This is a genomic window from Pseudomonas sp. O39 (assembly GCF_045447295.1).
Taxonomy (GTDB): Bacteria; Pseudomonadota; Gammaproteobacteria; order Pseudomonadales; family Pseudomonadaceae; genus Aquipseudomonas; species Aquipseudomonas antarctica_A.
The window spans coordinates 518,604-537,439 of record NZ_JBJGXV010000001.1 but is presented as its reverse complement, the minus strand read 5'-3'; the positions used below and the strand labels follow the sequence as shown (position 1 = coordinate 537,439).

The 18,836-nt window shown below is 61.1% G+C and carries 18 protein-coding genes; 11 read left to right on the top strand and 7 right to left on the bottom strand.

Annotation, left to right across the window (positions count from 1 at the left end; all coding sequences use genetic code 11):
• The first annotated feature begins 18 nt into the window (after window positions 1–18).
• Window positions 19–1,296 (top strand): 4-aminobutyrate--2-oxoglutarate transaminase, encoded by a 1,278-nt coding sequence (gene gabT, locus ACI77D_RS02340; protein WP_064450141.1) that lies wholly within the window; start codon window positions 19–21, stop codon window positions 1,294–1,296.
• Window positions 1,297–1,435: 139 nt separating this feature from the next.
• The gene (locus ACI77D_RS02335) at window positions 1,436–2,644 is read left to right on the top strand and encodes an HDOD domain-containing protein (protein WP_407015972.1); all 1,209 of its coding nucleotides are present in this window, start codon (window positions 1,436–1,438) and stop codon (window positions 2,642–2,644) included.
• Between the two features lie 34 nt (window positions 2,645–2,678).
• On the opposite strand, the gene ACI77D_RS02330 is transcribed toward ACI77D_RS02335, so the two are convergent.
• Together ACI77D_RS02330 and desA are read right to left on the bottom strand one after the other, a co-directional pair.
• Window positions 2,679–3,680: a sensor domain-containing diguanylate cyclase gene (locus ACI77D_RS02330; RefSeq protein ID WP_221293630.1), complete on the bottom strand. Its 1,002-nt coding sequence runs from the start codon at window positions 3,678–3,680 to the stop codon at window positions 2,679–2,681.
• Window positions 3,681–3,867: 187 nt separating this feature from the next.
• A complete protein-coding gene (gene desA / locus ACI77D_RS02325) occupies window positions 3,868–5,052 on the bottom strand; it encodes a delta-9 fatty acid desaturase DesA (protein ID WP_064450144.1) in 1,185 nt (394 codons plus the stop codon).
• 166 nt (window positions 5,053–5,218) lie between these two features.
• Between desA and dibA the strand changes: the two genes are divergently transcribed.
• The 6 genes from dibA to ACI77D_RS02295 all read left to right on the top strand — a co-directional run bounded on the left by dibA (window position 5,219) and on the right by ACI77D_RS02295 (window position 11,580).
• Window positions 5,219–7,132 carry a phosphodiesterase DibA gene (gene dibA, locus ACI77D_RS02320; protein WP_407015971.1) on the top strand — a complete coding sequence of 638 codons (1,914 nt, stop codon included), beginning with the start codon at window positions 5,219–5,221 and terminating at the stop codon, window positions 7,130–7,132.
• A gap of 301 nt (window positions 7,133–7,433) precedes the next feature.
• Window positions 7,434–7,616, top strand: a complete 183-nt coding sequence (gene oscA / locus ACI77D_RS02315) for a sulfur starvation response protein OscA (protein ID WP_003170956.1) — start codon at window positions 7,434–7,436, stop codon at window positions 7,614–7,616.
• A gap of 65 nt (window positions 7,617–7,681) precedes the next feature.
• Window positions 7,682–8,692 (top strand): sulfate ABC transporter substrate-binding protein, encoded by a 1,011-nt coding sequence (locus ACI77D_RS02310; protein WP_128589380.1) that lies wholly within the window; start codon window positions 7,682–7,684, stop codon window positions 8,690–8,692.
• A 199-nt stretch (window positions 8,693–8,891) separates the two neighbouring features.
• On the top strand, window positions 8,892–9,710 hold the full coding sequence (cysT, locus tag ACI77D_RS02305) for a sulfate ABC transporter permease subunit CysT (RefSeq protein ID WP_407015970.1): 819 nt from the start codon (window positions 8,892–8,894) through the stop codon (window positions 9,708–9,710).
• A 13-nt stretch (window positions 9,711–9,723) separates the two neighbouring features.
• A complete protein-coding gene (gene cysW, locus ACI77D_RS02300; RefSeq protein WP_003218139.1) occupies window positions 9,724–10,596 on the top strand; it encodes a sulfate ABC transporter permease subunit CysW in 873 nt (290 codons plus the stop codon).
• A 3-nt stretch (window positions 10,597–10,599) separates the two neighbouring features.
• Entirely contained in the window at window positions 10,600–11,580 is a 981-nt protein-coding gene (locus tag ACI77D_RS02295; RefSeq protein WP_128589382.1) for a sulfate/molybdate ABC transporter ATP-binding protein, read from the top strand.
• A gap of 108 nt (window positions 11,581–11,688) precedes the next feature.
• Here the strand turns inward: ACI77D_RS02295 and ACI77D_RS02290 are convergent, their stop codons facing one another.
• A complete protein-coding gene (locus tag ACI77D_RS02290; protein ID WP_262666746.1) occupies window positions 11,689–12,216 on the bottom strand; it encodes a DUF962 domain-containing protein in 528 nt (175 codons plus the stop codon).
• Between the two features lie 83 nt (window positions 12,217–12,299).
• On the opposite strand from ACI77D_RS02290, the gene ACI77D_RS02285 reads away from it, so the two are divergent.
• Window positions 12,300–12,995 (top strand): Crp/Fnr family transcriptional regulator, encoded by a 696-nt coding sequence (locus tag ACI77D_RS02285; protein ID WP_064450149.1) that lies wholly within the window; start codon window positions 12,300–12,302, stop codon window positions 12,993–12,995.
• Window positions 12,996–13,024: 29 nt separating this feature from the next.
• Window positions 13,025–13,390, top strand: coding sequence for a response regulator (locus ACI77D_RS02280; RefSeq protein ID WP_064450150.1), 366 nt, complete (start codon window positions 13,025–13,027; stop codon window positions 13,388–13,390).
• A 657-nt stretch (window positions 13,391–14,047) separates the two neighbouring features.
• On the opposite strand, the gene ACI77D_RS02275 is transcribed toward ACI77D_RS02280, so the two are convergent.
• Window positions 14,048–15,052, bottom strand: coding sequence for an AraC family transcriptional regulator (locus ACI77D_RS02275; protein ID WP_064450151.1), 1,005 nt, complete (start codon window positions 15,050–15,052; stop codon window positions 14,048–14,050).
• A gap of 101 nt (window positions 15,053–15,153) precedes the next feature.
• On the opposite strand from ACI77D_RS02275, the gene ACI77D_RS02270 reads away from it, so the two are divergent.
• Window positions 15,154–16,248, top strand: a complete 1,095-nt coding sequence (locus ACI77D_RS02270) for a fatty acid desaturase (RefSeq protein WP_407015969.1) — start codon at window positions 15,154–15,156, stop codon at window positions 16,246–16,248.
• Here ACI77D_RS02270 and ACI77D_RS02265 read toward each other — a convergent pair.
• The 3 genes from ACI77D_RS02265 to ACI77D_RS02255 all read right to left on the bottom strand — a co-directional run bounded on the left by ACI77D_RS02265 (window position 16,139) and on the right by ACI77D_RS02255 (window position 18,788).
• A complete protein-coding gene (locus ACI77D_RS02265) occupies window positions 16,139–17,074 on the bottom strand; it encodes a LysR family transcriptional regulator (protein WP_407015968.1) in 936 nt (311 codons plus the stop codon). The genes ACI77D_RS02270 and ACI77D_RS02265 overlap by 110 nt on opposite strands.
• A 96-nt stretch (window positions 17,075–17,170) precedes the next feature.
• Entirely contained in the window at window positions 17,171–18,340 is a 1,170-nt protein-coding gene (locus ACI77D_RS02260) for a CynX/NimT family MFS transporter (protein ID WP_407015967.1), read from the bottom strand.
• Complete coding sequence (locus tag ACI77D_RS02255; RefSeq protein ID WP_407015966.1) at window positions 18,327–18,788, bottom strand: nucleoside deaminase; 462 nt, start codon at window positions 18,786–18,788, stop codon at window positions 18,327–18,329. Before ACI77D_RS02255 ends, ACI77D_RS02260 begins: the two co-directional genes overlap by 14 nt.
• Window positions 18,789–18,836: the final 48 nt, after the last annotated feature.

The window sequence follows — 18,836 nt, the reverse complement described above, 5'->3', positions numbered from 1 at the left end:
GTGGCGAATGAGGACTTTATGAGCAAGACCAACGCCTCCCTGATGAAACGCCGCGAAGCCGCTGTACCACGCGGTGTTGGCCAGATTCACCCGATCTTCGCCGAGTCGGCAAAGAACGCCACCGTGACCGACGTTGAAGGTCGCGAGTTCATCGACTTCGCCGGCGGTATCGCCGTGCTGAACACCGGCCACGTGCACCCGAAAATCATCGCCGCCGTGACCGCGCAGTTGAACAAACTGACTCACACCTGCTTCCAGGTACTGGCCTACGAGCCTTACGTGGAACTGTGCGAAAAAGTCAACGCCAAGGTGCCTGGCGATTTCGCCAAGAAAACCCTGCTGGTCACCACCGGTTCCGAAGCCGTTGAAAACGCCGTGAAAATCGCCCGTGCCGCCACTGGCCGTGCCGGCGTGATCGCCTTCACCGGCGCCTACCACGGCCGCACCATGATGACCCTGGGCCTGACCGGTAAAGTCGTGCCTTACTCGGCCGGTATGGGCCTGATGCCAGGCGGCGTGTTCCGTGCGCTGTTCCCGAACGAACTGCACGGTGTGAGCGACGATGATTCCATCGCCAGCATCGAACGCATCTTCAAAAACGATGCCGAGCCGCGTGATATCGCGGCCATCATCATCGAGCCGGTGCAGGGCGAAGGTGGTTTCTACGTCGCGCCTAAATCGTTCATGAAGCGCCTGCGCGAACTGTGCGACAAGCACGGCATCCTGCTGATCGCCGACGAAGTGCAAACCGGCGCCGGCCGTACCGGTACGTTCTTCGCCATGGAACAGATGGGCGTTGCTGCCGACCTGACCACCTTCGCCAAATCCATCGCCGGTGGCTTCCCGCTGGCCGGCGTGTGCGGCAAGGCTGAATACATGGACGCCATCGCCCCAGGTGGCCTGGGCGGCACTTATGCCGGTAGCCCGATCGCTTGCGCTGCTGCTTTGGCGGTGATGGAAGTGTTCGAAGAAGAGCACCTGCTGGACCGCTGCAAGGCTGTCGGCGAGCGCTTGGTGACCGGCCTCAAAGCCATTCAAGCCAAGTACCCCGTGATCGGTGAAGTGCGTGCCCTCGGCGCGATGATCGCGGTGGAGCTGTTCGTAGACGGCGACAGCCACAAGCCGAACGCGGCTGCTGTTGCCTCCGTGGTCGCCAAGGCGCGCGACAAGGGCCTGATCCTGCTGTCCTGCGGTACCTACGGCAACGTGTTGCGCGTACTGGTCCCGCTGACCTCGCCGGACGAGCAGTTGGACAAAGGCTTGGCGATCATCGAAGAGTGCTTCTCCGAGCTGTAAGCGGACACTGACCTGATCGACAGAAAAAACCCGCCTCGGCGGGTTTTTTTGTGCCGGGTGCAGCACATTCAGGCCTTGTTCATTGTACGTAGGCAACGCGATTGTCTAAGGTGCAGGCATTGCCGATGGAGCGTGCTGGATGACTGCTGTTGATTTACCGGCTGTACCCCGAGTGTTGATTGCCGAGGCGGACCCTTGGTCGCGGGATCTGCTCAAGCAAGTGTTGTTGAATGTGCGCTGCGACGCACGGCTGGATGTGTGTGCCGATGGGCAGCAAGCCGCCACGCTGCTGCAAGAAAAAGCCTACGACCTGATCCTGGCGGATTGGGAGCTGCCGGGCATCGATGGCCTGAGCCTGCTGCGCAACGTGCGCCAGAAGCGCCGCTCGCCCGCGCTGCCGTTTATTCTGCTGAGCAGTCGCAATGACAGTGCCAGCGTGCGTGAAGCCTTGCCCCTGGCGCCGACGGCGTACCTGACCAAACCCCTGAATATGGAAGGCCTGACCCAGCGGCTGCAAGACCTGCTGCTTAATGAAGGCGAAAGCGTGTATTGCGAAATTCCACCGCTGGCGCCGGGCATGACCTTGCCGGTGTTCCTGGAGCTTCGCCGCGACGCCTGCGATGGCGCGCCGTTGCGGGTGGACGTGAAGGCTGCCGTGCAACAGAGCCTCGGGCCGGATGGCCTGGACCTCCAGCGCCTGGAAGACCGGGTGCGCCTGGACCCGCAAATCACCGCCGTGCTCATCGCCGCGGCCAACAGCGCCGGGCATCATGGCTCGCCGGTACAACACCTGCCGGGCGCGCTGCACAAGCTGGTGCCCGGGCAGAGCATGAACCTGATCCTGGGCCTGACCCTCAAGCACAACGTGGTATTGGGCGATCCGGCGCTAATGGACTACGCCGAGCGCCACTGGCAATTGTCCCAGGCCACTGCCGACTATGCCCGCCGCCTCGCGCGCATGCTGGATCTGGACCACGAGCGCTGTTACAGCGCCGCTATCCTGCATCGGCTGGGGGACTTGGCGCTGTTGCGCTGCCTGGAAGATTGGCGCCTGGGCGGTGGTGCATTGGATGATGAAGTGATTGGCGAATCCCTGTTCACCTTTGGCGCGGCCTATGGGTCGGCGTTGCGCACGCGTTGGCGCTTGCCGTTGGAGTTGCGTCAGTTGATCGCGGCGACCTATTCACTCGAAGGCGGGGTGTATTCGCGGGAGGCGCTGGTGGTGAACCTGGCCGCGCAAATGGCGCGCCTGACCGAGCATGAGGGGCTCGAAGAACTTGCCAAAGGCAAGACTGCGCGGTTGCTGAAAGTGGGATTGTCGGAGCTGATGCGGGTGCGTAAAGCCTGACAAAAATACACTCACCCCCGCATTTTGTTCAGTGCTAGCCCGCTATTACGCGGTTTTTGCCCTGGCGCTTTGCCTCGTACATGGCGGCATCGGCTCGCGCGAACAGGCTGTCCAGGGTTGAGTCGCCTTCGCGCAGGTTGGCCAGGCCCTGGCTGACGGTCACGGTAAACGCCCGGCCCTCATAGCTGAAACCCAATGCCTGGATTTCCTTGCCCAGGCGTTCAGCCACCTGCATCGCCATCTCCGGTGCGCAACCGGGCAGCACCGCGGCGAACTCTTCGCCGCCAATACGCCCGAACAGATCGCCACGGCGCAATACACCTCGACCGCTCTCGGCGATACGCCGCAAGACCTGATCGCCCTCCAGGTGGCCGTAGCTGTCGTTGACGTCTTTGAAGTCATCGATGTCCAGCAACAGGAATGCCAGCGGCGCGCCCTGGGCGCAGGCGTTGTCGAAGGCTTGATTGGCACACTCGAAAAAATGCCTGCGGTTGCTGCTCTGGGTCAGCACGTCGGTGGTGGCCAGGCGGTGCAGCTCCAACGCCATCTGCTTCTTTTCGGTGATGTCCTCGGCCATGCCGACCACGATCTTCGGCTCTCCGGGCTCGACCTGCTGGTTGATATAACATTTGTCGCTCAGCCAACGAATTTGCCCGTCGGCAGTGATGATGCGGTACTCACGGTCCTCCACGGCACCGTGCTCCAGCACGCGAGCGAGACTGTATTCGGCATATTCGAGGTCTTCAGGGTGAATGCTGTTGCGCCATTCCCGGTAATCGGCCAACAGCAAACCGGCCGAGCGGCCGAACACCCGCTCGTAGGCCGGGCTCACGTACAGCACGCGACGTGTTTCCCAATCAATGGCCCACAGCACGGCATTCACACTGACCAGCAGTGAGCTCAGCAATTGCTCGCGCTCGCTCAACCGCTCGACTTCACCCTGGGCGTGCATCAGCGCCAACAGGGTTGCCGCCGCGGCTGGGCGAGGGGGCTCAGCAGTGGGGGCGTCGGGCAGGCAGGGCTTTTCGTGGACCATCGGTGCAACTCTCTCTGGGCGCGCCGCAGGATGGAACAGCGGTCACTACAAGGTTCACCATGATGGCGAAGTGTTCTTTGAGAGAGGGTAATTGCAGTGAAGTTCCGTGATCGTGACGGATTCGTGGTGCCCGGAAAATGGCGCCAGAAAGAGGGTATGTGGGAGGGCTGGCCCTCCCACAGTGCCGTCAGACCGCTGCAGGGCGCAGCGAATAGGTCTTCAGTTGGTGGGCGAAGTCACGCAGGGACTGGATGCCACTGGCTTCGGCCTCGTGCACCCATTCCTTGATCGCCGCCAGCATATCGTGGCCATTGGAACTGGTCTTCAGCCAGATCTGCTGCAACGCCAGGCGTTTTTCGTAGATCACCGTCAAGGCATGGCTGTGTTCCAGCATGCTCTGGATACGCACGTGGTGGCGGTCATCCAGCAGGCTGGTCTCACGCGACAGCAGGCGCTTGGCACGGTGGAATTGGTGGCGGACCGAATGATCGACCTTCTCCAGCTCCTGCTTGACCAGCGGGCCGATCACCAACTTGCGGTATTGGGCCATGATCTGGAAGCGGTTGTTGAGGATCGCCATGGCGGTGTCCATGTCCAGGTTGCCTTTGCCCTCCACGCGGTGCGCGATTGGCGCGACGCGCTGCACCTTGGCCAGGCGCAGGAAGCTGAACACTTTGATCCACGCCCAGCCCAGGTCGAACTCCCACTTCTTGACCGACAGCTTGGCCGAGTTCGGGTAGGTATGGTGGTTGTTGTGCAGTTCTTCGCCACCGACGATGATGCCCCATGGCACCAGGTTGGTCGCCGCGTCGCGGCATTCGAAGTTGCGGTAGCCGATGGCATGCCCCAGGCCGTTGATGACGCCTGCGGCCCAGAACGGAATCCACATCATCTGGATCGCCCAGATGGTGATGCCGATGGTGCCGAACAGCAGCAGGTCGATCACGCCCATGATCGCCACGCCCAGCAGTGGGTAAGGCGTGTAGATTTTGCGCTCGATCCAGTCGTCCGGGCAGTTCTTGCCATAGATGCGCAGGGTCTCGGGGTTTTCCGCCTCGGCGCGGTACAGCTCGGCCCCCTTGCGCAGCACGGTGGACAGGCCTTTGATGACCGGGCTGTGCGGGTCGTCGACGGTTTCACATTTGGCGTGGTGTTTGCGGTGGATAGCGGTCCACTCGCGGGTGTTCTGTGCCGTGGTCAACCACAGCCAGAAGCGGAAGAAGTGTTTCAGGCCGGCATTAAGCTCCAGGGAGCGATGGGCTGAATAGCGGTGCAGATAAACCGTGACCCCAACGATGGTCACGTGGGTCATCAACAGAGTGACTGCCACCAGTTGCCAGGCTGACAGGTCAAGAAAACCGTTGTACCACATAGGCTGTATGGCCCTCAGATAAAGTAAAAAACAGCTCACGCATTATCACTAAGCCTACAGAGAAAACCAGCCGCCCTTTCAGATAGAAGTGACTGGATGTTTCTTATTCTATAATCCGCAGCCTTTGTGGGGCGATTTTGTTTTTTTGGTAAGGATTACTGACCCTATGCTGTTTTCATACCGAGGTGCCCTGCGTGTGGGGCTGGTATATCTGCTGGTTTCGATTGTGTGGCTCCAGCTCAGCCATCATCTATTGATCGACTTTCTCGATGACCCGCGGGAGTTGGTCCGCTGGCTTCAGCTGCGCGGCTATGTGTGGGTGGCCCTCAGTGCGTTGGTTATTTACCTGATTTGCGCCCGTTTTGCCCGCGCCCACCAGTTTCAGCAACCCCTGCAGGAAAACCGCGAGCGCCTGCGCCAGGCGGCCGCGGTGTTCGATTGCACGCGCGAAGGGGTGCTGGTCACCGACGCCCAAGGGCTGATTGTGCACGTCAACCGAGCGTTCATGGAGATCACCGGCTACTGCCGCGAAGACGTCATGGGCGAGCGGCCCAGTCTGTTCAAATCCGGGCGCCATTCGTCGAATTTTTATCAGCAGATGTTCCAGGTCCTGGAACACGAGGGTGAGTGGAGCGGCGAAATCTGGAACCGGCGTAAAAGCGGCGAGATTTATCCCCAGTGGCAAACCATTCGTGTGATCCACGATGACCAAGGCCAGGTCAGCCATCACGTCGCGGTGTTTTCCGATATCAGCGCCATCAAGGACTCCGAGCACGAACTGGCGCACCTCGCCCATCACGACCCGCTGACCGACCTGCCCAACCGCCTGCTGTTTACCGACCGCGCCGAACAGGCGCTGGCCTCGGCGCAAGTGCACAAGCGCGGCTGCGCGTTGCTGTTGATGGACCTGGACCACTTCAAGATCATTAACGACAGCCTCGGCCATAACGTCGGTGATCAGTTGCTCAAGGCGGTGGGCGAGCGGCTAAAAGGCCTGTTTGGCCCCGGCGTGACGCTGGCGCGCCTGGGCGGTGATGAATTCGCCGTGCTGGCCGAAAGTTGTCCACAGGTGATTCAGGCTGCCGCGATGGCACAGCGCTTGCTCGATGCGATGAAAGAACCGTTCGTGTTCGATGGCAACCCGTTGTTTATCAGCGCCAGCGTCGGCATCAGCCTGTTCCCCAGCGATGCCCTGAGCGCCCAACAGTTGCTGCGCAATGCCGACTCGGCGCTGTTCAAGGCCAAGAGTGCCGGCCGCGAAGGGTATGCGTTGTACACCGAAGAGCTGACCGCCCACGCGCAGAATCGCGTGGAAATCGCCAGCGAACTGCGCCGCGCCCTCGAGCAGCAAGAGCTGCGTGTGTATTACCAGCCTGTGCATAACCTGCAGGACAGCCGCCTGATCGGTGTCGAAGCGCTGGTGCGCTGGCAACACCCGGAGCGCGGCCTGGTGCCGCCGGGCGAATTTATCCCCATCGCCGAGCGCACTGGGCTGATTGCCGACATCGACGCATGGGTGATGGACCAGGCCTGCCGCCAGATGTGCCAGTGGTTGGCCGATGGCGCGCCGCTGAGCTTTATTGCGGTGAATGTTTCCAGCCGTCTGTTCGCCCGACGCGAGCTGTACGAGCAAGTCGCGCAAGTGCTGCATGCCACTGGCCTTGATCCGGCGTTCCTGGAGCTGGAAGTCACCGAAAGCGCGGTGATGGATGACCCCGAAGTGGCCCTTGAGCAACTGCATCGCCTGCGTGAACTGGGCTTGCGCCTGGCCATTGATGACTTCGGCACCGGCTATTCATCGCTGCTGCGCCTCAAGCGCTTGCCGGTGCAGAAGCTCAAGATCGACCAGGGTTTTGTCGCCGGTGTGCCGTGGGATGAGGACGACGCCGCCATCGTGCGCGTGGTGATCGCCCTGGCGAAAAGCATGGGCATGCAGGTGCAGGCCGAAGGCATCGAGCAGGTTGAGCAGGCGCGGTTTCTGTCGGAGCAGGAGTGCGATATGGGGCAGGGTTATTGGTTCGGGCGGCCGATGCCGGCAAATGAAATTGATTGGGAGCGTGCACCAGCTATCAGGACTTGAAATACAGTCAAAATGTGGGAGCGGGCTTGCTCGCGAAAGCGGTCTGTCAGAAACAGGTGTATTGACTGATTCACCGCATTCGCGAGCAAGCCCGCTCCCACCTTTGGATTTCGGCATGGCTTATTTTCAGTGTCGCACGCGTAAAAAACCTCGCAACCCCACGTCCTGCCAGAAAATTCTTTCTGGTTATATAAACATTCTTAAATAGTATTTTTAAGAATATCCGCGCTTATCTACTATCGCCCTCACGCCGCAAGCAGTGCCGCCACTGCCAGGCACTATTCTTTTCAGGAGCGAGACCATGAGCGCATCTCTACGTAGCGTCGACGGCCAGGACGAAGCAGCCATTTTGCGCGAGATCCAGAGCGCCTTGCGCGACCTGCGGTTTGGCGCGGTGGAAATCACTGTGCATAACGCCCAAGTGGTACAGATCGAACGCAAAGAAAAATTCCGTTTGCAGAACCCGGGTAACAAACCGAGCTAAGCAAAAACGGCGATAGACCCGCAACTATAAGAAAAAGCCAACACCCAGAATTTCAGGAGCCTTCTATGTCGTCGATTCGCCGTTATGCCCTGGCCGCACTGGCCAGTGCCGTGTTTGCCGGTTCCGCTGTTGCCAAGGACTACGAGTTGCTGAACGTCTCGTATGACCCTACCCGTGAGCTGTACCAGGACTACAACGCTGAATTCACCAGCTTCTGGAAGAAAGAGCACCCGGGTGACAACGTCAAGATCCAGCAATCCCACGGTGGCTCCGGCAAACAAGGCCGTGCGGTGATCGACGGCCTGCGCGCCGACGTCGTGACCCTGGCCCTGGCCGGCGACATCGACGAAATCGCAAAGCTGGGCAAGACCCTGCCGGAAAACTGGCAAACTCGCCTGCCGGACGCCAGCACCCCGTACACCTCGACCATCGTGTTCCTGGTGCGCAAGGGCAACCCTAAAGGCATCAAGGACTGGGGTGACCTGATCAAGAAAGACGTTTCGGTCATTACCCCGAACCCGAAAACCTCCGGCGGTGCCCGCTGGAACTTCCTCGCCGCCTGGGCCTATGGCCTCAAAGCCGGCGGCAGCGAAGCCAAGGCCCAGGAATACGTTCAAGCGCTGTTCAAGCATGTGCCGATCCTCGACACCGGCGCTCGTGGCTCGACCATTACCTTCGTCAACAACGGTCAGGGCGACGTGTTGCTGGCCTGGGAAAATGAGGCATTCCTGGCCCTGAAAGAAGACGGTGGCGCCGACAAGTTCGACATCGTCGTGCCATCCCTGTCGATTCTTGCGGAGCCGCCGGTGGCCGTGGTTGACAAGAACGCCGAGAAAAAGGGCAATACCGAGATTGCCACTGAATACCTCAAGCACCTGTACAGCCCGGCTGGCCAGGAGATTGCGGCGAAGAACTTCTACCGCCCACGCGATGAGAAAGTCGCCGCCAAATACGCCCAGCAGTTCCCGAAACTGGACCTGGTGACTATCGACAAAGACTTCGGCGGCTGGAAAACTGCCCAACCGAAATTCTTCAATGACGGTGGCGTGTTCGACCAGATTTACACGGCGCAGTAAGCCAAAGTACCTGTAGGAGCCCCGCTTCTCTCTGTGAGCCGGCTTGTGTGGGAGCCGGGCTTGCCCGCGATAGCATCACCGCAGTGTGGCTGACACACCGAGGTGGCAGCATCGCGGGCAAGCGCGGCTCCCACATAAACCAGCTCCCACAGAGGAGCGTGCTCCTACAGTGGTTTCTACCTTTTAACCAAGGACTCTTATGTCGCGTCGTATTTCCCCCGTCATACCCGGCTTCGGGCTGACGCTGGGCTACACCGTGGTGTACCTCAGCCTGATCGTACTCATCCCCCTTGCGGCGATGTTTGTGCACGCCGCTCAACTCACCTGGGATCAGTTCTGGGCCATTATTTCCGCACCACGCGTGCTGGCGGCGTTGAAACTGAGCTTCAGCACCGCGTTGTACGCCGCGCTGATCAATGGCGTAATCGGTACGCTGCTGGCCTGGGTGCTGGTGCGTTACACCTTCCCCGGCCGCAAGATCATCGATGCGATGATCGACCTGCCGTTCGCCCTGCCCACCGCCGTGGCCGGTATCGCGCTGACCGCGCTGTACACGCCGACCGGCCTGGTCGGTCAGTTCGCGGCCGACCTGGGCTTCAAGATCGCCTACAGCCCCTTGGGCATCACCCTGGCGCTGACCTTTGTTACGCTGCCCTTCGTGGTGCGTACGGTGCAGCCGGTGCTCGCCGATATCCCCCGGGAAATCGAAGAAGCCGCCGCCTGCCTGGGCGCCAAGCCATTGCAGGTGTTCTGCTACATTCTCGTGCCCGCATTGCTGCCCGCCTGGCTGACCGGCTTCGCGCTGGCGTTTGCCCGTGGCGTGGGTGAGTACGGCTCGGTGATCTTCATCGCCGGCAACATGCCGATGAAAACCGAGATCCTGCCGCTGCTGATCATGGTCAAGCTCGACCAATACGACTACCGCGGCGCCACCTCCATTGGCGTGCTGATGCTGGTGGTTTCCTTTGTCCTGCTGCTGCTGATCAACTTGTTGCAGCGGCGCATCGAACGTCCATAAGGAGGCGCGGAACATGTCCCAATCGTCTATTTCCGCCGCGTCCTCGGCCAACGCTGCCCGTCGTGGCAGCGCGGTGTCCCGGCGCATCCTGATCAGCCTGGGCTGGCTGGTGTTCTTCCTGTTCCTGCTGCTGCCGCTGTTTATCGTGGTGTCCCAGGGCTTGAAGAATGGCCTCGGCGCATTCTTCACCGCAATCCTTGAACCCGACGCGCTGTCGGCGCTGAAGCTCACGGTGATCGCCGTGGTAATTTCGGTGCCGCTCAACGTGGTATTCGGGGTCAGCGCCGCCTGGTGCGTGAGCAAGTACTCGTTCCGTGGCAAGAGCATCCTGGTCACGCTGATCGACCTGCCGTTCTCGGTGTCGCCGGTGATCGCGGGCCTGGTCTATGTGCTGATGTTCGGCGCCCAGGGATTCTTCGGCCCGTGGCTGCAGGACCATGACATCCAGATCGTGTTCGCCTTGCCGGGCATTGTGCTGGCGACCATTTTCGTGACGGTGCCGTTCGTGGCCCGTGAACTGATCCCGCTGATGCAGGAGCAGGGCACCCAGGAAGAAGAGGCCGCGCGCCTGCTCGGTGCGAATGGCTGGCAGATGTTCTGGCATGTGACCGTGCCGAACATCAAATGGGGCCTGATCTACGGCGTGGTGCTGTGTACTGCGCGGGCCATGGGTGAGTTCGGCGCGGTGTCGGTGGTGTCCGGCCACATTCGCGGCGTCACCAACACCCTGCCGCTGCACGTCGAGATCCTCTACAACGAATACAACCATGTCGCCGCGTTTGCCGTCGCGAGCCTGTTGCTGATCCTGGCGCTCTTCATCCTGCTGCTCAAGCAGTGGAGCGAGAACCGTATCAACCGCCTGCGCAAAAGCGCCGGTGAGGAATAAGTCATGTCGATTGAAGTCCGTAATGTCAGCAAGAATTTCAACGCCTTCAAGGCCCTGAACTGCATCAATCTGGACATCCAGAGTGGCGAGCTGGTGGCGTTGCTGGGCCCGTCCGGCTGCGGCAAGACCACCTTGCTGCGCATCATTGCCGGGCTGGAAACCCCGGATGACGGCAGCATTGTGTTCCACGGTGAAGACGTGTCCGGCCATGACGTGCGGGATCGCAACGTCGGTTTTGTGTTCCAGCACTACGCGTTGTTCCGCCACATGACAGTGTTCGACAACGTCGCCTTCGGCCTGCGCATGAAGCCGAAAAACCAGCGCCCGAGCGAAAGCCAGATCGCGGTCAAGGTTCACGAACTGCTGAACATGGTGCAGCTCGATTGGTTGTCTGATCGCTATCCGGAGCAACTGTCCGGTGGCCAGCGCCAGCGTATCGCCCTGGCCCGTGCGCTGGCGGTGGAGCCCAAAGTCTTGCTGCTGGACGAACCGTTCGGTGCCCTCGACGCCAAGGTCCGTAAAGAACTGCGCCGCTGGCTGGCGCGCCTGCACGAAGACATCAACCTGACGTCGGTGTTTGTGACGCACGACCAGGAAGAGGCGATGGAAGTCGCCGACCGTATCGTGGTGATGAACAAGGGCGTGATCGAGCAGATCGGCTCACCGGGCGACGTCTACGAAAACCCGGCCAGCGATTTTGTGTACCACTTCCTCGGCGACTCCAACCGCCTGCACCTGGGTGAGGACAAGCACGTGCTGTTCCGCCCGCACGAAGTGTCGCTGTCGCGCCATGAGCTGGAAGACCACCATGCGGCTGAAGTGCGTGATATTCGTCCGCTGGGTGCGACTACACGGGTGACCTTGAAGGTGGAAGGCCAGAGCGAGCTGATTGAAGCTGAAGTGGTGAAAGACCACGACAGCCTCACCGGCCTGGCCCGTGGCGAGACGCTGTTCTTCAAGCCCAAGGTCTGGCAAAAAGCCTAAGCCTACTGCAATACCCATGTGGGAGCGGGCTTGCTCGCGAATGCAGGGTGTCAGTCAACAGATATACCGACTGATACACCGCTTTCGCGAGCAAGCCCGCTCCCACATTTAGACCTTGCTCGGCTTTAGATCACGGCGTTCCACCGGCCCAGACCGTTGCTCTATCTGCTGCTTCAGCTCCTCCCGCAACCCCACCATAAACGCCAGCTCCGCCACCACAAACAACGGCCCGACGATCAGCCCCGAGACGTCATCCACAAACGCCGGCTTCTTGCCTTCGTAATAGTGGCCGACAAACTGAATTACCCAGCCCACCACAAACATCCCGATGCCGCTGCTGAGCCAGACCATCGTGCTCTGTGCGGCCAGCACGTGCCCGGCCCACACCGACAAGCCCATCAACACCGTCATCAGCACGCCCAGCGCGAGCTCCAGACGCAGGTAAAACCACGCTGAAAACAGCGCAAGCATGACGGCAGGCGAGAGCCAGAGCCCGCCCACTGACCCTTCGGGGCGTGACAGCAGCACGGCCACTGCCACGACAATCAGTGGAATGCCGATAAAGTGGCTGGCGATATTGCGGGGGTCGCGATGGTAGGCGGCGTATTGACTGAGATGGTCGACGAGGCTTTTCATTATTGTTCCTCCTGTAGGATGTTTGATCATGCCCTGTCAGCCGGCGACTGACTGTCAGCTGGGCGACAATCTTCGGAGTTGTCATGGACACAGAGAAATGGCACGCGCAGTTGGCCACGGGCCATTGGTTCAGCCACCTGCCGGGTTCTTTTCAGCATAGCCTGCTGGCCCACGCCCGGCAGCGGCAGCTGGCGGCGGGGCAATACCTGTTCAAACGCGGCGACCCGCCGTGTGGCCTGTACGCGGTGCTCGACGGCACGCTGCGCATCAGCGCAGTGAATGAGCACGGCAAGGAAGCGGTATTGAGCCAGGTTGAGCTGCCTTACTGGTTCGGCGAAATCTGCCTGTTCGACGGCCTGCCGCGTACCCATGACGCCTGCGCGGTCGGGCCGTGCACGCTGTTGCAGGTGCCGCAACGGGCGCTGCTGAACATTCTGGATGAAACCCCGCAATACTGGCGCGACCTGGCCTTGCTGATGAGCCAGAAACTGCGCCTGAGTTTCATTGGCCTCGAACACCTCAGCCTGATGCCTGCTTCCGTTCGATTGGCCCACCGCTTATTGATGATTGTTGAGGGTTACGGTGATATCCAACCCTCCAGAAGCAGTGTGCAACTGCCCCAGGAAGACCTGGCGGCGATGTTGAGCCTGTCGCGCCAGACCACCAACGCTTTGCTCAAGGACCTGCAAGCCCAGGGCATCGTGCGCCTGGGCTATGGCGAGATCGAAATCCTTGATGCCCAGCGACTGCGTGAGGCGGCGCACACGCCAGGGTGTTAGCCTGCAAACCTGATTAATCGAGGTGTGTTATGCGTGTGCTGTTAGTGGAACATGAATCCGAAGAAGCACAGCGGATGGCCCAGGGCTTGAACGAAGCGGGCTACACCGTGGAGGTCGCGGCCAATGGCATGGCGGCGTTGCGTTTCGTGGAAAGCACCGAGTACGACCTGGTCATTCTGGATGTGATGCTGCCGGGCCTGAATGCCTGGAAGTTGCAGCAGGCGATTCGGTTGAAAGGCGAGACGCCGATGCTGTTCTTGACCACGCCGGGCGGGATTGAAGACCGACTGCGTGGCCTGGAACTGCATGAAGATGATTATTTGCTCAAACCGTTCGATGCCAAGGCGTTGGTGGCGCGGGTAAGGAAGTTATTGCGACGTGATCGTGGGCGCTGACTGATCCAGTTAATGGGTTGCCGGGGCTACCGCCATCGCAGGCAAGCCAGCTCCCACATTTGACTGGGTTCACACATCAAAATGTGGGAGGGGGCTTGCTCCCGAAGAGGCCCTCACAGTCACCAAAATCTCCCTGCCGCCATCGCAGGCAAGCCAGCTCCCACATTTGACGGGGTTCACCAATCAAAATGTGGGAGGGGGCTTGCTCCCGAAGGGGCCCTCACAGTCACCCAAAATCTCCCTGCCGCCATCGCAGGCAAGCCAGCTCCCACATTTGACGGCGTTCACCAATCAAAATGTGGGAGGGGGCTTGCTCCCGAAGAGGCCCTCACAGTCACCCAAAATCTCCCTGCCGCCATCGCGGGCAAGCCAGCTCCCACATTTGACTGGGTTCACACATCAAAATGTGGGAGGGGGCTTGCTCCCGAAGGGGCCCTCACAGTCACCAAAATCTCCCTGCCGCCATCGCAGGCAAGCCAGCTCCCACATTTGACGGGGTTCACACATCAAAATGTGGGAGGGGGCTTGCTCCCGAAGAGGCCCTCACAGTCACCAAAATCTCCCTGCCGCCATCGCAGGCAAGCCAGCGTGAACACAGTCAACCTGTGGGAGCCGGGCTTGCCCGCGATGAGGCCCTCACAACCGCTACACATTCCGCTACCGCAACCCATCGCGAAACTGCCCCGGTGTCATCCCCGTCCAGCGCTTGAACGCCCGATTGAAACTGCTGGTATCGGCAAAGCCCAGCAAATGGCTGATCTCGGCCAACGAACACTGCGGGTCCCGCAGGTGCAGCAGCGCCAGGTTCTCGCGGCACTCATTGAGCAGCGCATCAAACCGACAGCCTTCATCCGCCAGATGCCGCTGCAAACTGCGCAGGCTCAGGTGCAGCGCCTGGGCGATCCGCTCGGCACTTGGCTCGCCCTCCGGCAATTGCGCCTCAATGGCCGCGCGCACCTTGCGCTCCCAGGTCAGCGGTTGTAACTGGGCAAGCGTGCGTTTGAGCACCGTTTCATTGTGTTCGGCCAACTCGGGGTTGGCGTCATCCAGATGGCTGTCGAAGTCCCTTGCGGCAAACTCCAGGCGGTCTTCCTCAGCGCCAAAAAACACCGGCGCGCGAAATACCGTGTGCCACGGCTTGGCGTCAGCCGGCTCCGGCCGTCGCAGGTGCACCGCCAGCGGCGCGTACTCCCGGCCCAGTCGATTACGGCAGGTGCGCACATAGATCGCCGCAAATGCATCAATCGCTTCCAGTGCCGGCGCCGGGCTGCCCGGTGGCTGCAGCAGGCGAAAGTGGTAGCGCTCGCCCTCTCGGCTAAGCTCCAGCGTCAGGGCATCACTGACCACCTGGTGATAACGCACGATCCGCTCGAACACCTCGCGCAAGCTGCCGCTGGCCACCAAGGCATAACCCAGCGCATGAAAGGTCGTGGGGCTGACAAACCGCGACACCCGCAACCCGATCGCGGGATCGCCGCTGGCCTGCACTGCCAGTTCCCACAAGCGCGTGGTCGCCGACAGCGGATAACGCGCGTTGGGGTCGTCCATCTGCTGTGGGTCGAGCCCGGCCTGGGCGCACAGCGCGGCGCTGTCGAGGTCCAGGGCATCGAGCTGTTTGCGCAGGGCGCGGGTCCAGCTGGCGAGCGAAGTGGGTTCGGTCATGGCGATTGGCGCTTGCGGTCAACAGGTTGGCGTGTGGGGCTGATGCCCTGGCGCACCGCTTGGGCCAGGATGCATCTATCAATAAACAAGAGGATGGAAGCATGGACGGTACTTCTGCAAGTCCCCAGCAGATGAATGCGCAACAGCGTTCAGCGCATATTCGCGAAGTGGTGCTCGCCGAAGGCGCCAGATTGCGCCAGCAGCACCCCTGGCTGCAGCATCAGGACGCGTTGGGCGCGGGCATCCTGGCCTTCGCGTTGCTCGGCATGCTCGGCTCGGCGGCGCTCTATATCAATGGGCATATGGCCTGGTGGGTGTGCCTGCTGCTCAATGCCTTCCTCGCCTCGCTGACCCACGAGCTGGAACACGACCTGATCCACAGCATGTACTTTCGCAAGCAACGCCTGCCGCACAATCTGATGATGGGCCTGGTGTGGCTGGCGCGGCCGAGTACGATCAACCCGTGGATACGCCGCCACCTGCACCTTAATCACCACAAGGTTTCCGGGACCGAAACCGATATGGAGGAGCGCGCCATCACCAATGGCGAGCCGTGGGGTTTTGCGCGGTTGCTGATGGTGGGGGATAACGTGATGTCGGCGTTTATCCGCATGCTGCGTGCGAAAACCTGGAGCCACAAACTCAAGATCCTCAAGCGCTCGCTGCTGGTGTACGCGCCATTGGCGCTGCTGCATTGGGGCGCGTGGTATGTGTTCCTCGGCTTCCATGCCGCCAATGGCATTGCCAGCCTGATGGGCGTGCCGATCGAGTGGTCAGCCAACACCTTGCAGATAATGCAGGTGATCGACATCGCCGCCGTGGTGATCATCGGCCCCAACGTGCTGCGCACCTTTTGCCTGCATTTTGTCAGCTCCAACATGCACTACTACGGCGATGTGGAGCTGGGCAATGTGATCCAGCAGACCCAGGTATTGAACCCGTGGTGGATGTGGCCGCTGCAGGCGTTTTGTTTCAACTTCGGCAGCACCCATGGCATCCATCATTTTGTGGTGAAGGAACCGTTCTACATCCGCCAGATGACGGCCAAGGTGGCGCACAAGGTCATGGCCGACATGGGCGTGCGCTTCAATGATTTTGGGACGTTTTCGCGGGCCAATCGGCTCGGCTTTCCACCGCCAGCAGGGTTTCGATCAGCGCCTTTGCCGCAGGCGACAAACGAACCCCAGCGCGGCTGACCACGCCGCAGTGGTTGTTCAAACTGTCCAGGGTGTGAGGTAGGTTGCGCCAGTGCAGCACCACTAGCTCACCGCTGAGGAACGCGTCGACGAAGGCTTCTTCAGCCCCCAAGCCAATGGCGTCTGACTGCCGCACGATGGTGGCCAGCGCGGGAAACTGCTCAAGCTCGACAGCGGGCGCAAAGTCGATGCGCCCGCTGAGGTTGGCCAGCAATTTTCGAATGCCGGGCGGCATCAATGGCGCGGCCAGCGGGTAGCCGAACAGGTCATTGGTGGAGAGGCTGTCCTTGGCCAGCAGCGGGTGCCCGGCGCGGCAGAAAAATACCGTGCGTCGTGGGGTAAGGGCCCGGGTCTGAAAATTCGGATCGGCTTCAAAGTGACGCACATCGGCGATAAAGAATTCGATCTCTTCCCGGCTCAGGCTGCGCCCCAGTTTTTCCCAGTTATCCACCTGCAAGGCGGTGTGGACCTTGGGGTAGGTCGTGATAAAACGGGCTATCGCCAGGGGCACCAGGTTGACCGCCGCCACGGCGTCACTTCCAAAACGTACCTCGCCAGCGTCGAGCTTGGTCATGCGCGTGACTTCATGGCTCAACAACGCCGCACCTTGCACCAGGCCCAGGGCGTGCTGCAGCACCACCTGGCCTTCGGGGGTAGGGCGCAGGTCCTTATTGGCGCGGTCCACCAGTACGCAGCCGAACTCCTGCTCCAAACCCTGGATGCTGCGGCTAAAGGCCGGCTGGGTAATGCCCATGGCGTCGGCGGCGCGCACGAAACTGCGGTACTTGTTCAGCGCAATGAAGTAGCGCAGTTGGCGGAGATCCATAGGGGCCCGGCGTCCGAAAGGAGAACCCGGATTTTAAGGGGCGCGCTTATTCCGTCAACGAAGCGTGTTTGTTTTATCTAGACCTTAAATGCATATCTATAGAGCAGGCACCGTGCGATAGGTGGCTGGGCTGAACACCCGCGTCACCAGCAACATCGCCACCACCGTCACTGTCAGCACCACCCAGGCGCTGACAAAATTGCCGGTAAGTTCGCGCAGCCAGCCGGTCAGCCACGGCGAAATCGCGTTGATCAAAAAACCTACGCCTTGCACGAAAGCCGCCAGTTGCCCGGCTTGGCGCGGGTCGCGGTGGTGGTCCAGGGTCAGCAGCAGGCTCAGGGCAAAACACGCGCCCAGGCCGAAACCGCACAGCGCTACCCACAGGTGGGGATACTCCTGCGGCGCGATGATCAGGCCGAGGTAGCCGATGGTTTGCGCAAGCAGGCTGATGCCCAGCAAGGGCCGACGGTCGATACCGCGTTGCGCCAGCACCGGCATCAGCAGCGCGGCGATCACCTGGAAGATGGTCATGAAGGCCAGCAACGAGCCACTCGGCAATACGCCCCAGCCCAGTTGCTGATAGTACGCAGGCAGCCACGCCACCATGCTCATATAGCCGCAATTGACCAAACCGAAGTACAGCGCCAACAGCCAGGCCCGCCGGTTGCGCAGGCCCTTGAACGCGGGTGCTGCCTGCGGGTTTCTCGCCGCGCCCAACGGCAACAAGGCCCATAGCAATAACGCCCCCAGCGCCGGCAACAGCCACACACCCAACCCCGCCTGCCATTGCTGGAAATGCGTGGCCACCACCGGGCTGAGCAACGCTGCCAGGCCGCCACCGGCCATCAGCGAAGCGGAATACACGCCCATCGCCACCGGCACGCGGTGGTGAAATTCGCGCTTGATCATCGCCGGCACCAACGCCTGGATCAGCGCCACACCGGCGCCACCGAGCAATGCCGTGACCAGCAACGCCGATGCCTGGCCCATCAGCCAACGCGCCAGGCATGCCAGCAGAATCATCATTAAACCCAGGGCAATGCCACGCCGTTCGCCGAGTCGTGCCTCCACACGCACGCCGACCAGCGCCACCAGGCCCATGCACACCACCGGCAGGCTGGTGAGCAACGCACTGCTCTGGAAACTCAGGCCGGTGGCCTGGCGAATCTCGCCGAGCAAGGGGCTGATGGAACTGAGGATTGGCCGCAGGTTAAGGCCGAGCACCACCAGCAGGCCCCAGCCGGCAAAGGATTTATTCACGGTCATGCAGGGCTTTCCATCGCTGATACAGCGCGGTCATGGCGGCGTCGGGCAGGTGTTGGATCGGCAGGCGCTGTTCGCTCAACGGCAGGCCGACCTGTTGCCCAATCACCGCCGTCGACAGGCCGAACGGCTCGGCCATTGCGTTGCTGGCAGCAAACACCACGCGCTCTACGCCGCACAGGTACATGGCGCTCAAGCACATTGGGCATGGCTGGCCGCTGGCGTATATCACACAGCCTTCCAGGCGCGCGCCTACGCGTTGACTGGCCGCGCGAATCGCCAGCAGCTCGGCGTGGGCGGTGGGGTCCTGGGTCAGGTGGATCTCATTCACGGCTTCCACCAGCACCTCGCCATTGAGTGTCAGCACGGCGCCAAACGGTCGGCCACCTTTGGCCACGTTGGCGCTGGCCAGGGCTATGGCGCGTTGCAGGTGCTGATGATCGTCGGTCATTGCGGTCCCTCTGGGCAGAATGGAAGGTGAAGTATGGTGAGCTGCCGG